The sequence below is a fragment of the Achromobacter sp. D7-1 genome (assembly GCF_059760445.1).
The window spans coordinates 1-13,543 of the sequence record NZ_JCBAMT010000045.1; the positions used below are offsets into that span (position 1 = coordinate 1).

Consider the following 13,543-nt stretch of genomic DNA (forward strand, 5'->3'; position numbering starts at 1 on the left):
CGTCGTCCGCGCTCCTGCTGGCGGGGGGTGTGTTGTCCCGGGTGGAGACACCCCGCCGGGACGCGCCCAGGCAGCACCGGGCGGGTAAAGGGGCGCGGGGTTTCGCGACAAGCCTCCCGCCATATCCGATGGATATGGCGGGCGCATTTTTTGGGATTTGTCGCGCCAGTGCGGCGGGCGTAGAGTGCTGGACAGTCCAAATGCCGCAAGGAGCCGTCATGACCAGCTGGTCCGCCAAACAGTATTCCGCCTTTGAAAACGAACGCACCCGCCCGGTGCGGGACCTGGTCGCTGCCTTGCCCAACCAGGACGTGAGGCGCGCGGTCGACCTGGGCTGCGGCCCGGGCAATTCCACCGAGGTGCTGGCCAGCCGCTATCCGGACGCCGAGGTCAGCGGCATGGACAGCTCGGAGGACATGCTCCAGTCGGCGAGAAAGCGCCTGCCGGGGATGCAATTCGAACTGGCCGACATCGCCACGTGGAATCCGCCCGGGACCTACGACGTGATCCTGGCGAACGCCGCCTTGCAATGGGTGCCGGACCACGCGACGCTGTATCCGCGCCTGGTCGGCAAGCTGGCCCCGGGCGGCAGCCTGGCCGTGCAGACGCCCGACAATCTGGAGGAGCCGGCCCACCGCCTGGCGCGCCAGGTGGCCGGCGAAGCGCCCTGGGCCGCCGCCATCGGCGGCTTCAAGCATCCGCCGCGGCATAGCGCCGCCTGGTACTACGAACTGCTCAAGCCGCATTGCGACCTGCTGGACGTGTGGCGCACGACTTATCACCATCCACTGGCGGGCGCGGCAGCCGTGGTGGAATGGTTCAAGGGCACGGCGCTGCGGCCTTACCTGGATCGGCTGGACGCGGCTGGACAGGCCAGTTTCCTGGCCCGTTACCAGTCGCTGATCGAAGAAGCGTATCCAGCTCTCGCCGACGGCACGGTGCTGCTGCCGTTCCCGCGGCTGTTCATCATTGCGGGGCCGAAGCAGGGCTGAGATCCCCGGCAGGGGGCTCCCAGCCGCCGCCCAATGACCGGTACAGGTCCACCAGCACCAGCGACACCGCGGCCTGGGTCGACACGCGCTCCTGGTCGCTGGCCAGCACTGCGTTCTGCGCGCTGAGCACATTCACGAAGTCCGACGCGCCCGCGGCATATTGGCGCTGCGCGTTGAGCAGAGCCTGGCGGGCGCTCTCGGAGGCGCGCTCCAGGCTGGCGCGGGTCAGCTGCTGCGCCTGATAGGCGGTCATGGCGTTGTCGACCTCGTGCCAGGCGTTCAGCACGGTTTTTTGATACAGCAGCGCCGCCTCTTGAGCCTGCGATTCGCGCAGCCGCAGCCTGCCTCGCAGCCGGCCGCCCTGGAAAATGGGAATCTGCAATGCGGGGCCGACGCCGAAGATGCCGGCGTTGTCGGTATCCAGGTCCCGCAGCTGCAAGGCTTGCAGGCCAAGGTTGCCGGAGAGCGTGATGCGCGGATAGAAATCGCCCTCCGCCACGCCGACCGCGGCCACGGCCGCATGCAGATTGGCTTGCGCGCGCCGGATATCGGGCCGGCGCCCGGCCAGTTCACTGGGCAGTCCGACGGGAACCTGCAGCGGGCCGCCGGGTATCGGCCCGATGGCGGCCAGGCGTTCCTGCAACGCGCCTGGCGGCTGCTCCAGCAGCAGCGCCAAGGCATTCATCAACTGGTCGACGCGCAACGCCAACGGCGGCACCCGGGCCTCGATGGCGGCGGCCTGCGCGTCGGCTTGCGACACGTCCAGTTCGGTGGCCACGCCTTCGCGCTGGCGCAAGCGGGTCAGCGCCAGGTTGCGTTCGGCATTGGCGAGCGTCTTGCGCAGCACGTCCAGCTGGTTCTGCGCGCCGCGCAGCAGGATGTAGTTGCGTGCCGTTTCGGCGCGGATGGCCAGGACCACGCCGCGTTGCGCCTCCAGCGCCGCCTGCGACTGGGCGCCGGCCTGCTCGACTTCGCGCCGCACGCGGCCCCACAGGTCCAGTTCCCAGCTGGCGTCCACGCCGGCCTGCCACAAATTGAATGAGGATTTGCCGCCGCGCCCCGAAGGGTCCGCCAGGCCGACCTCGCTGTTCTGGCCGCGCTTGTAGCTTGCGCCCGCGCCGATTCCAGGCAGGCCGTCGGCCTCGGTCACGCGCAGGGCCGCGCGGCTTTGCAGCAGGCGCTCGTGGGCGATGCGTATGTCCAGGTTGGCCGCGGTCGCTTCGATGATCAGGGCGCTCAGGGTGGGATCGCCGAAGCTGTCCCACCAGGATGTGTTCACGTCTTGGGGTACTGGGACGCTGCTTGCGGCGGACTCGTCGGGCATACGCCATTGCGCGGGCAACTGCGGCTGGGGAGCTTGAAAGTCGGGACCCACGGCGCAGCCCGCCAACACGGAAAGGGCGCAGGTAAATGCGGTATGGACCAAGAGGCGCGGGGTCATTGTGTGGACTCCTCTGCCGCCGCCGTATCGACCAAGGCTTCGACGGACATGCCGGCGCGCAGCGGCGGCGCGCCGTCGGCCGGCGCATCCAGCATGATCTTGACGGGCAGGCGCTGCGCCACCTTGGTGAAGTTGCCGGTGGCATTGCTGGGGACCACCGGCGAAAAGCTCAGGCCCGTGGCCGGCGCGATGCTCTGCACGCGGCCGCGCAGCGGCGTATCCGGATAGGCGTCGACCATGATGACTGCGGGCTGCCCCGGGCGCATGCGGGTCAACTGCTTTTCGCGGAAGTTCGCCACAACATAGGCTTGCTGCAGCGGCACCACCGCGAGGATGGGCGTGCCGGGGCTGACGTAGGCGCCCACCCGCAGCGAGCGCCTGCCCACGATGCCATCGATAGGGGAGACGACCTGGGTATGCGACAGATTGAGTTGCGCCCGGTCCTTCAGGGCCTGCGCGCGCAGCAGCCCGGCCTGCGCGGCCTCGCGATTGGCTTGCAGCACTTCGCGCTGCTTGCGGGCGGCCTGCAAGGTCGCCGTGTGTTCGGCCTGGCGCGCCTGTGCCATGTCCAGACGGCTGCGGGCCTGTTCATAGGCCTGCTGCGTGCCGGCACCCTCGCTGGCCAGCCTGCGGTGGCGCTGGGCTTCGCTTTCGGCATAGCGGATATCGGCCAGGTCGGCGCGCGTGACGGCGATGGCCTGGTCGATCACGGCCTGCTGGCGTTCCAGCGTTGCGGCCGCGTCCGACAGGCGCGCGCTGGCCACCGCGAGTTCGGCGCTTGCGGCCGCCAGCGCGGCCCGATGGTCGCGGTCGTCGATGCGCGCGAGCAGCTGGCCTTGCTTGACGGGCTGGTTGTCTTCGACCAACACGGCGTCGATGAAGCCGGATACCTGCGGCGCGACGATGGTGTGATCGGCGACGACGGTGGCGTCGTCGGTGGATTCGGTGGCGCCGGTGGCGGACCATGACCAGCCTGCATAGGCCAGCAGGGCCAGGGCGCCGAGGGCGCCGGCGCGTGGAAGGGGAGAAGTCAAGAGAGAGAAGGACATGATATGGACTCGATTTCAGGCCGCGGCGCGCGGAGGGTAGATCCGGGTCGCGACGAAGGGGATCAGCAGGATGAGGAGCACGGCGACGCCGGCCATGCACAGATAGAGATCGGCGGAGGTCAGCACGGCGGCCTGCTCCTGGATGCGGCGGGACAGCGCTGCCGCGCTTTCGCCTGCCGTGCTCAGCGGAAAGTTGCCCAGTTGGTCGGCCAGCATGCTGGAGTGGTAATTGCGGCGCGCGGTGGTCAGCGCGTCCAGCAGGCCGGTGGCGGCGACTGCGGCAAAGCCCTTGATGGTGTTGAACCAGGACGAGGCCCAGGGGCCGTCCTGCGGCGCCAGGCCACCGGTGGCCAGCATCAGTAACGGGATCACGGCCATGGGCTGGGCGAAGATCTGCACGGCTTCGAGCAGGTAGAACTGCTCGCGCGACCAGACCGGCGTCAGTTGCGACCCGAGCAGGCAGGACAGCGCCAGCAGTCCGAGCCCAGCAGCCAGCACCCAGCGGCAATCCACCTGGCGCAGGTTGCACAGCGCGGCGACCAGCGGCAGCGCAATCAACTGCGGCAGGCCCATGGTCAGCAATACCGGCGCTGTTTCCAGCGGGCGATAGCCGCGCAATTGCGCCAAGAAAGTCGACGGAATCAGGATCACGCCCAACAGCACGATCAGCACGCCGCCCAGTGTCAGCAAGGCATGGCTCAGGTTGCGGTGGCGCAAAAGCTGGATCTTGAAAAACGGCAAGGGGTGGGACCATTCGTTGATCATGAACAGCACCATCAGCGCGCTACCGCCGCCCAGCAGCACGGAGATCAGCGGTGAGTTCAGCCAGTCCAGCCGGTCGCCCTGCAACAGGCCGATGACCAGCATGGACAACGCCGGCGCGCCCAGCAGCAGGCCGCGCCAGTCGAACAGGCGCAGCCGTTCGAGCTTGAGCGGGTCCTGGGGCAGGCCGCGCCAGACGGCCCAGGCGGCGAGCGCCGCAGGGCCGACGATCAGCCAGAAGGCCCAGCGCCAGCCCAGCACCTCGGTGCAGAAGGCGGCCAGCGGTATGCCCAGGCTGGGGGCGAAGGTGGCGGTGAGGGCGTAGCCGCCCAGTCCGTAGAGCTTGATGCCTGGCGGCAGGAAACGCAGCGCCACTGTCATGAGCATGGGTGGCAGCGCGCCGCCCGCGAGCCCTTGCAGGGTGCGCAGGAGCAGCAGTACGGGCAGGTTGGGCGCAAACGGGCAGAGCGCGCCGAACAGCGCGAAGGCGGCCAGCGCCGCGACCGTGAAGCGGCGCAATGAAAACGTGACCGAGCACCAGGGCGCGAAGGCCATGGCGCATACCGAGGCTGCGGCGTAGACGGCCCCGAACCAGGTGCCCTGGTCGTAGCCGATGCCCAGCGCGCCGCGGATGTCCGGCAGCGCCATTTTGGTCACGTTTTCATTGAGCCCGGCGAGGATCACCGCCAGCAGCACGCCTAGCAATCCGGTCAGGATGCGCCAGCCGAAAGCCGCCGCGGCGGGCGGGGCGGGGGGAGCGGCGGCCGTCATGATCGTGGGCCGCTCCTGCCCGGGGATGAGGAAGACAACATGGAATAGCGTCCTTGGATAACAGGAGCTATTCAGTCTAGGTAGATGCGGGCGGCGGAAAAACCATTCCTGGATCAACCCACCCTTGCATGGGACGCAAGGGTGCGCGTGGCGCGGCGTCGGCGTGCGTAGAGGTTTGCACGCGGCACAACCTTCGATTGCGCCGCGCGGGATTTATCCCGGCGGGCCGCCGAACGAATAATGCGGCACTCGTTAACCGCAGAGGATTTCATGAATACATTCCGACTCTCCGTTCTGGCGCTGAGCATGGCGCTCGTGGGCGCCGCCGCGCATGCCGAAGGCAAGACCCGTGAACAGGTGCGCGCCGAATTGATGGAAGCCAAGGCCGCCGGCCTGGTGACTTACGGCGAACAGCAATACCCGGTGGATCTGCCTCATGTCAGCACCAAGACCCGCCAGCAGGTGCGTGAAGAACTCGACGCCGCGCGCGCGGCGGGCTTGGTCACGTATGGCGAACAAGACTATCCGCCCGCGCTGCCGTCGCAATCGGACCAGACCCGTGATCAGACGGTCGCGGAACTGCACGAGGCGCGCACGCGCGGCCTGATGAAATCGGGCGAACTGGACTACCCGCCCGTCGTCAATTGATACCGTCGGCCTTGTCCGCGAAGTAGCGGGCAGGCGTCTTGCCCAAGGTCTTGCGGAACATGGTGATGAAGGCGCTGACGGACTCGTAGCCCAGGTCTTCCGCCGTGCGCTGCACCGAAACGCCGGCGGACAGGCGCTGCAAGGCCTGGATGATGTGCATCTGCTGGCGCCAGCGGCCAAAGCTCATGCCGAGCTCCTGCCGGATCAGCCGCGCCAGCGTGCGCTCGCTCATGGCGACGCGGCGGCCCCATTGCGCCACCGTGCTGCGGTCGGCGGGATCGGCGTGCAGGGCGTCGGCGATCTCGCGCAGGCGCGGGTGTTCGGATATGGGCAGGTGCAGTTGCTCGGCCGGCATGCGCGCCAATTGATCTAGCAGCACCTCGGCCAGCTTGCGGTTGGGGGCCGTTGCCGTTTCCTCCGGGGGCAGGTCGGCCAGATAGGCCACCAGCTCGCGCACCAGCGGCGAGATGGCCAGTGTGCAGCACTGCCCGGGCAGACCCTGCGCGTCGGGCGGCACGAACAGGAAGCAGACGCGTCCGTTCTGCGTGACCCGGTTGCTGTGCGGCACGCCGCCAGGAATCCAGACGCCGCATTGCGGCGGCACCATCCACAGGCCCTGCGGCACCGAGCAGGTCACGCCGCCTTGCAGGGACAGCACCAGCTGGCCCATGGCGTGCCGGTGCGGCGGCGATTCCTGGTCGTTCTCGTCCGCATGCACGCGCATGGCATAGGTCCATTGCGAGCCGGTATCGGGATTGAAGAAGGGGGCGGGGTCGTCCAGGCGCTGCATCGAATGTGCTTTGACCGAATTTAGGGATAATTTGTCATTATCTCGAAATTCGGCGAGGACGGCGATGCTTAAGCTGACGGCATGAACTCGCATCCTCTCGCTTCCAAACACCCCGCCGCCAATCCCGTGTTGTTGATCGCGGGCATACTCTGCATGTCCATGGCGCTGCGCGCGCCCATTACCGGCGTGCCGCCGCTGACAGGCATGCTGCGCGAGCAGCTGGGGCTGAGCTCCATGGCCGCGGGCATGCTGATCACCTTGCCTTTGCTGGCCTTTGCCGTGGTGTCGCTGTTCGCCGCGGGCATGGCGCGCCGCCACGGCCTGGAGCGCAGCTTGTTTGCCGCCATGCTGCTGATCGCGGGGGGCATCCTGGTACGCACGCTGGGACCGGCCTGGAGCCTGTTCCTGGGTACCGCTGTCATCGGATCCGGCATCGCCATCGGCAATGTGCTGCTGCCCAGCCTGCTGAAGCGCGATTTTCCGCAGCAGCTCGCAAGCCTGACCTCGGCCTACGTGCTGACCATGAGCCTGGCCGCAGGCCTGGCGTCCGCTGTTGCCATACCGCTGGCGAACCTGTCCGACGCGACCTGGCGCTTTTCCACCGGCTGCCTGCTGCTGTTGCCACTGGCCAGCGCTCTGCTGTGGCTGCCGCAGCTGGCCAATCGCACCGCGCCCGCGGCATCCACGGCGCATGCGCCGCATGGACCCCGCCTGTGGCGCTCTGCGCTGGCGTGGCAGGTGACGCTGTTCCTGGGCATCAATTCATTCGTGTTCTATGTGGGCGTGAGCTGGCTGCCAGCTATTCTGCGTGACGCCGGCTATACGGCTGAACGCGCCGGTGCGCTGCATGGCCTGCTGCAGCTCATGTCGGCCGTCCCGGCGCTGTTCCTGGCCCCCGTGGTGCGGCGCCTGAAGGACCAGCGCGGTGCCGCCTTCTGCTCTGCCGCAGCCTCGTTCGTCGCGTTTGCTGGCCTGATCGCCGCGCCCGGCTGGGCGACACTGTGGATCGTCCTGATGGGCCTGGGGACGGGCGGCGGCATTATCCTGGGCCTGGCATTCGTGGGCTTGCGCGCCAGCCATGCGCAGCAGGCGGCGGCGCTGTCGGGCATGGCGCAATGCGTCGGCTACCTGTTCGCCGCCAGCGGACCGGCGCTGGTGGGCACGCTGCACGACGCGCAAGGTGACTGGGGCGTGGCGCTGGGCCTGTGCGCGGCCTTGTGCCTGGCGATGGCGGCCGTCGGCCTCTATGCGGGCCGCGCCATCCAGATCGGGCAATACCGGGACGCTGCGCTCAAGCCTGTCCGGCCCGGCTTTTCCACAAGCGCACCAGCGGCTCGGGCGCGTCGGTCTCCGGCACGTCGAAGCTGATGTCCGCCACGTCGTCGCCTTCGTAGATGACCTCCACGTGGAAATAGCGCTGGTCGCCGCCCGCTTCGGCGCAGCGCGGGACGGCGACTGGAGCGGAACGTTGCAGGGCGTCGCAGACCTCCTGCCGCAGGTCCGGCGGGCAGGTGACGAGATCGATGCTGCGCGGTTTCGCCAGCGCCGGCACATAGGCCAGTCCGCCTTCGCGGGTCAGGCGCACCAGCATCGCAAGGTCCAGGGAGGGCAGTTCGATCATGTCTGGACTCCCACGCCGGCCCAGGCCCGCGCGACGGCATCGCGCACGGCTGGACCATGGCGTTCCGCCGCTACCGCCAGCGTCAGTTTCGCGAACTGCGCGAAGTCGGCGTCGTGGCGCAGGCGCTTGTCGCACAGCGCGTCGTACCAGACGCGGCCCGCGCCGGCCCAGGCGGGGCCTTCCAACGCGGTGGCCGCCAGGTAGAAGGCGCGGTTGGGAATGCCGGAGTTGATGTGCACGCCGCCGTTGTCGTTGGGCGTGTCCACGTAATCGCGCATGTGGGCGGGCTGCGGGTCCTTGCCCAGCAGGGGGTCATCATAGGCGCTGCCAGGCTCGGCCATGGAACGCAGCGCGCGGGCGCGGATCTTGGGCATGAACAGACCGGCGCCCACCAGCCAATCGGCCTGGCGCGCGTCCTGTCCCAAGGTGTATTGCTTGACCAGCGCGCCGAACACGTCGCACAGGGATTCGTTCAGCGCGCCGGACTGGCTCTGGTACAGCAGGGCGGCCTCGGCATCGATCACGCCATGCGTGAGCTCGTGGCCGATGATGTCCACCGCGACCGTGAAGCGGCTGAACACTTCGCCGTCGCCATCGCCGAACACCATTTGCGCGCCGTTCCAGAAGGCGTTGTCGTAGTCCTCGCCGTAATGCACGGTGCCGACCAAGGGCAGTCCCTGGCCGTCGATGGAGTGGCGCTCGTAGACGTCCCAGAACAGCTTGTAGGTCGATCCCAGGTGTTCATAGGCTTCGTCCACGGCCGCGTCGCCGCTGGCGCGGGCGCCTTCGGCGCGCACCAGCTTGCCGGGCAAAGTGGTGGTGTTGGCGGCGTCGTGCACCGCGCGCTGGGGGGTACCTGCGGGCGCCGCCTTCTTGGGGCGGGCCGGTTTGGCGCGTGGCGGCTGTACCGCCATTTCGCGCAGGCTGCGCTGCTGTTGGTCGATGATCAGCGTCTTGACCGCGGGCATGCTGACCCGCGAGTCGGCGTGCTGCGCCAGTCGATCCAGCATGTAGGGGGGGATCACACCGATCAAGGGCGCGGATTCGGAAGGACGTGGCATGCGCGGTCTCCGTCGTGGACGCCGGGCCAGGGCCGCGGCGCGAGGCCATTCAACGGTAGCAGATAGGTCTGGCGCAGGGACGTAACAGTGTGCGGCCTGATGCTAGGAACTATGGACGCCGCGGCGCGGCGTCCGGCGCGCGTTCACGCCTAATTGAACACGCCCGTGAGTACGTCCGCCACGACGGCAGTGGCGATGGCGATGAGGATCAGGTCGCTGCCCGCGACGCGCCATTCGTATCCGGGATGCACGGGCAGGCGCGCCAGCATGGGGCCGGGCACCATCTTCTTGGCGATCCCCGGAGGCAGGGGCTTGCCGCGCGCCAGATTCTTGCGTATGCCCGGGGGCAGCGAGCCGTAGCCGGTAGCGCCCGCCTGCACGGCGTAGCTGCGCGCGGTGGAAACGGTGATGCCGGCGGTGCTGAGCGTGACGCTGACGCCGTTGTCCTGGCTCTGTTGGCCCTTGTTCTTGCCGTTGCCATTGCCCTGGCCTGCATGGTCCGGCTTGCCCTTGCCTTCGGGTGGCGCGGCATGCGCCGGCGCGCCGAGCGCGGCGGCACAGGCGAGGACGGCAATGATCATCGAGCGTTTGCGGCGCATGGTTTCGGCTCCTGCTGTATAGAGGAGCCTAGCGTAGCGCCGTCGTTGGGCAAGCGCTACTTCTGCGGGCCGGTTCAATCGCAACAATCGCCACAATTCATTTGATCTTCCACTCGCGATAGAATCCCCTGCTTATTTTCCGGGGGGGAACGCACGATGAGGTATTTCCTGATCTTGGTTGGGGCGGCCGTGGTCGCCTATCTGCTGGCGCGCGGCATCGCCGCCGTGCTCTCGGACCGTAAACGTTCAAAATCAGAAAGGGATTCGAAGTGAAGCCGACAGATATCCAGATGGTCAAGACGATTGGTGCTGTAAAGCCGCGCGGTATCAAGATCGCGGTGATTACGGCGGTGTTGTTTGTGCTGATCCTGTTCCTGGCGTTCGATTCCTGGTTCCAGGTCGATCAGGGCGAGCGTGGCGTGGTGCTGCGCAACGGCAAGCTGGTGCGCGTGTCGGAACCGGGCCTGGATTTCAAGACCCCATTCATTGACAACGTGATGACGGTGTCGGTGCGCGACCACACGTTCGTGTTTGAAAAACTGGAAGCCTACAGCTATGACCAGCAGCCGGCCACGCTGCGCGTGTCGGTGACCTACCGTGTGCCGCCCGAGCACGTGGCCGAGCTGTATTCGGAGTACGGCACCATCAGCAATCTGCAGATGCGCGTGCTGGAACGCAAGACGCCGGATTCGGTGAAGAACGTGTTCGGCCAGTACACCGCGGTGCGCGCCATCCAGGAACGCCAGAAGCTGGGCCAGGACGTGAACTCGGCCGTGCTCAAGACGATGGAAGGCGCGCCGGTGCAGGTGGTGGGCGTGCAGATCGAGGAAGTCGGCTTCTCGCAGGCCTATGAACACTCGATCGAACAGCGCATGCTGGCGCAGGTGCAGATCGAGACGACCCGCCAGCAAAAGGAAACGGCGATGATCACGGCCGAGATCCAGGTGGTCAAGGCCAAGGCGGAAGCCGACGCGCGCCGCCAGCAGTTCACGGCCGAGGCCGACGGCATCCGCATGCGCGGCGACGCCGAAGCTGCCGCGATCCGCGCCAAGGCCGAGGCCCTGGCCGCCAACACCAATCTGGTGAGCCTGAACGCGGTGGAAAAGTGGGACGGCGTGCTGCCGGCCACGCAGGTTCCGGGCTCGGCGCTGCCGTTCATCGGCATCAAGTAGGCGCGGCGGGCGAGGGCTGCGCAGGCTCCGGCGGCGCAGCCTGGCGCCGGCGCGCGTAGTCCATGAGGCTGTCGCCCGACAAAGCCTTGCTGTAGTACCACCCCTGCACGATGATTTCGGCGGGGGATGCCAGCGCCTTCAGTTGCTGGTCCGTTTCCACGCCTTCCACCACGATCTGCAGGTTCAGCGCTTCGCAAAAGCGCAGCAGGCCGTTCAGGACCAGTGCGCCCCTGTCGCTGTCTTGCGCCACGACGAAACTGCGGTCGATCTTGACCGCGTCGATCTCGAACTGGTGCAGATAGCCCAAGGCAGAATAGCCGGTGCCGAAGTCGTCGATGTAGACCCGCGCGCCTATGGCGTGCAGGCGGTCGAAGGCGGTGTGCAGCGCCTGGGTGTCCTCCACCAGCGCGTCTTCGGTCAGCTCCACCGAGATCTGCCCGCCGGCCTGCGCCAGCACCTTGATCAGCTTTTCCAGGTAGTCGCCAGACGTCAGCGTGCCAGCCGTGACGTTGATGGTCATCGGCAAGGCGAAGTCGCGCTTGCGCCATTGCAGGCATTGCTGCACGGCCTGCCTGGCCACCCATAGATCCACTTCCCGCATCAGGTCCGCCTGTGCGAGCCAGCGCAGGAACTCCACCGGCGTCTGCCGCGCGCCGTCGGGGCCGGTGGCGCGCAACAGGGCTTCGCAGCCGGTGCACAGTCCGCTGCGCAATGACACTTGCGGCTGGAATTCCAGATGGAAATCGTATTGGCTGATGGTGCGAATACGGCTGTTCTCGGCGTTGCGGCGCGCGCGGTCGGCGTAGGTCTGCACCACCGGATCGTGCGCGTACAGCAGCGATTCCTCTTGCAGCCGGGTGAAGGTGGTATCCAGCGATTTGAAGTAGACGGTGGCGCTTTCCTGGCGCTGACGTTCCAGCGCGACCACATAGGGCGCATACAGGCACACGCCTATCGCCACCAGCGTGAGCTGCAGCGCCACCCCGCCCAGATGGCCGCCAGCGGCGACATAGGCGTTGAACAGCACCGGCGAGGTCAGGGGCAGGGTGGTCGTCGCGGAGGGCAGCCAGCCTAGCTGCACCACGGCCAGCGCGAGGATGACGTTGGTCACCGGCGCCAGGATGAACGGCACCAGCAGGCGCGGATTCAGGATCAGGGGCAGGCCGAACAGCAGGATTTCGTTCACGTTCAGGAGCGCCACCGGCAGGCTGGCCAGCGCCAGCACGCGCAGGGATTCGCTGCGCGCGAACAGCAGCATGGCCACCACCAGCGACAGCGTCGCGCCCGCGCCGCCGATGAAGACGAAAGCGCCCAGCAGCGTGCTGTTCAGGGCATACATGCCTTCGTAGCCGGCGGACTGGCTGGCGGAGTTCAGCATGGCCGCCTGGTCCATCACGCTCATCAGGGGGGCGAGGGCGTGGTAGCCGTGTATGCCGAAGAACCACAGCAGGGAGTTCAATCCCGCCATCAGCGCGCCCGAGGTGAACGGGCTGTCCAGCGATGCCAGGCTCAAGGGAATGTTGAATTGCGCCACGGCGGGGATTTGCAGCGCGGCGGACAGCGCCAGCACGACCAGGCTGGCCGTCAGCAGGCCAGGTACGACCATGTTCAGCGTGTCGCGGACGTTTTCAGTGATCAGCCCGTCCGGCGCCAGTTGGGTCCAGCGGCGGCGGTGCAGCCAGGCCATCAATGGCACGGTCAGCAGGGGCGAAACAATGGCGATGAAGAGCACCAGGGTGGCGGCCGCCTGGGGATAGGGCGCCATCAGGCCCTCGGCGATCATCACGTAGGACAGGCACAGGAATGCGGTCGGCAGATGCGGCACGCGGTGGCGGAACGACAGCATGTAGCCGATGGAGGTGCCCGCCAGGATCGGCATGATGCCTGAGAGCTTGTCGTGGACGCCGGTCAGCAGGTCCACCACGGAGGCGGGCAGCCCCAGTTGGCGGGCGACGACCGACAGCACCAGGAACAGCGCCGTGATCAGCAGGCAGGGCAGGGTCCAGAGCAGGCCTTCGCGTATGGCGCGCAAGCCGCTGGCGCCCGCCAGCGCGGCCAGCCGATCTTTTGGATAACGCATCAGGGCCAGTTTCGGCATGGCGGTTCGCCCCAGAGTCCGTGCAAGCGAAGATCGCCGCTCCCGTGTTTGTAAGAATATTTTGCTACATCCTAGCCCCGGTTTTCCAGGTTTAGCAATCGGCACCTATCAGAATGTCAGGGATTCCCCTCTATCAAGAATTGCAAAGCGGGCGCAAGGTGGCAGCACGGGCGCGAAGGGCCGCTATACGATCAAGGGGCTCGCCCGGTGCGCGGGACAACAAGCTTCAGATTGAGGAGACATGGATGTCTCAGTTGGATTGGACGTCCGGCGATACCAAGCCGGATCGGCAGGGCTACTACGAAACGCGGTTCGACACGGGATGCACGGCAATCACGCTGTACAGCGTGCTGGGTTGGATGCCGGTGAAGACGCCGGGCAACATGGTGAGCTGGCGGCCTTTGCCGCCCGCCGTCGAGAAGCAAGAGGCCGAACGCCACATACAGGAACTGCGAGAGGCGCAGAGCCACATCCCGATGGATTACTAGCTGGGCGAGCCGGGGATGCTAGCAAGAGTCTTGGCACGTAGTTGCGATAAT

The 13,543-nt window shown here is 67.2% G+C and carries 13 protein-coding genes; 5 read left to right on the forward strand and 8 right to left on the reverse strand.

Annotated elements, in window-relative coordinates; genetic code table 11:
• Positions 1-218 precede the first annotated feature (218 nt).
• The gene (gene tam / locus AC6LKD_RS19065) at positions 219-992 is read left to right on the forward strand and encodes a trans-aconitate 2-methyltransferase (RefSeq protein ID WP_498117102.1); all 774 of its coding nucleotides are present in this window, start codon (positions 219-221) and stop codon (positions 990-992) included.
• Here the strand turns inward: tam and AC6LKD_RS19070 are convergent.
• From AC6LKD_RS19070 to AC6LKD_RS19080, 3 genes are read right to left on the reverse strand one after another with little or no spacing between them, the layout of a single operon-like run.
• Positions 967-2,433: an efflux transporter outer membrane subunit gene (locus AC6LKD_RS19070; RefSeq protein WP_498117103.1), complete on the reverse strand. Its 1,467-nt coding sequence runs from the start codon at positions 2,431-2,433 to the stop codon at positions 967-969. The two genes, tam and AC6LKD_RS19070, sit on opposite strands and share 26 nt — an antisense overlap.
• Positions 2,430-3,482: an HlyD family secretion protein gene (locus AC6LKD_RS19075; protein WP_498117105.1), complete on the reverse strand. Its 1,053-nt coding sequence runs from the start codon at positions 3,480-3,482 to the stop codon at positions 2,430-2,432. The genes AC6LKD_RS19070 and AC6LKD_RS19075 overlap by 4 nt, the downstream gene beginning before the upstream one ends.
• 15 nt (positions 3,483-3,497) lie before the next feature.
• Positions 3,498-5,015: an MFS transporter gene (locus AC6LKD_RS19080; protein WP_498117106.1), complete on the reverse strand. Its 1,518-nt coding sequence runs from the start codon at positions 5,013-5,015 to the stop codon at positions 3,498-3,500.
• Between the two features lie 270 nt (positions 5,016-5,285).
• Here AC6LKD_RS19080 and AC6LKD_RS19085 point away from each other — a divergent pair, with 270 nt between their 5' ends.
• Entirely contained in the window at positions 5,286-5,663 is a 378-nt protein-coding gene (locus tag AC6LKD_RS19085; RefSeq protein ID WP_498117108.1) for a DUF4148 domain-containing protein, read from the forward strand.
• Here AC6LKD_RS19085 and AC6LKD_RS19090 read toward each other — a convergent pair.
• Complete coding sequence (locus AC6LKD_RS19090; protein WP_498117110.1) at positions 5,656-6,453, reverse strand: AraC family transcriptional regulator; 798 nt, start codon at positions 6,451-6,453, stop codon at positions 5,656-5,658. The genes AC6LKD_RS19085 and AC6LKD_RS19090 overlap by 8 nt on opposite strands.
• A gap of 81 nt (positions 6,454-6,534) precedes the next feature.
• Here AC6LKD_RS19090 and AC6LKD_RS19095 point away from each other — a divergent pair, with 81 nt between their 5' ends.
• Positions 6,535-7,821, forward strand: coding sequence for an MFS transporter (locus tag AC6LKD_RS19095; protein WP_498117112.1), 1,287 nt, complete (start codon positions 6,535-6,537; stop codon positions 7,819-7,821).
• On the opposite strand, the gene AC6LKD_RS19100 is transcribed toward AC6LKD_RS19095, so the two are convergent.
• From AC6LKD_RS19100 to AC6LKD_RS19110, 3 genes are all read right to left on the reverse strand, one after another.
• Entirely contained in the window at positions 7,745-8,074 is a 330-nt protein-coding gene (locus AC6LKD_RS19100) for a protealysin inhibitor emfourin (protein WP_498117113.1), read from the reverse strand. The two genes, AC6LKD_RS19095 and AC6LKD_RS19100, sit on opposite strands and share 77 nt — an antisense overlap.
• Positions 8,071-9,135, reverse strand: coding sequence for a M4 family metallopeptidase (locus AC6LKD_RS19105; protein WP_498117114.1), 1,065 nt, complete (start codon positions 9,133-9,135; stop codon positions 8,071-8,073). The genes AC6LKD_RS19100 and AC6LKD_RS19105 overlap by 4 nt, the downstream gene beginning before the upstream one ends.
• 149 nt (positions 9,136-9,284) lie before the next feature.
• Positions 9,285-9,734, reverse strand: a complete 450-nt coding sequence (locus AC6LKD_RS19110) for an anti-virulence regulator CigR family protein (RefSeq protein ID WP_498117115.1) — start codon at positions 9,732-9,734, stop codon at positions 9,285-9,287.
• Positions 9,735-10,024: 290 nt separating this feature from the next.
• Here AC6LKD_RS19110 and AC6LKD_RS19115 point away from each other — a divergent pair, with 290 nt between their 5' ends.
• Positions 10,025-10,906 carry a prohibitin family protein gene (locus AC6LKD_RS19115; protein ID WP_041654296.1) on the forward strand — a complete coding sequence of 294 codons (882 nt, stop codon included), beginning with the start codon at positions 10,025-10,027 and terminating at the stop codon, positions 10,904-10,906.
• Here the strand turns inward: AC6LKD_RS19115 and AC6LKD_RS19120 are convergent.
• Positions 10,899-13,004 (reverse strand): PTS sugar transporter subunit IIC/EAL domain-containing protein, encoded by a 2,106-nt coding sequence (locus tag AC6LKD_RS19120; RefSeq protein ID WP_498117116.1) that lies wholly within the window; start codon positions 13,002-13,004, stop codon positions 10,899-10,901. The two genes, AC6LKD_RS19115 and AC6LKD_RS19120, sit on opposite strands and share 8 nt — an antisense overlap.
• 245 nt (positions 13,005-13,249) lie before the next feature.
• Here AC6LKD_RS19120 and AC6LKD_RS19125 point away from each other — a divergent pair, with 245 nt between their 5' ends.
• Complete coding sequence (locus AC6LKD_RS19125; protein ID WP_498117117.1) at positions 13,250-13,492, forward strand: hypothetical protein; 243 nt, start codon at positions 13,250-13,252, stop codon at positions 13,490-13,492.
• Positions 13,493-13,543: the final 51 nt, after the last annotated feature.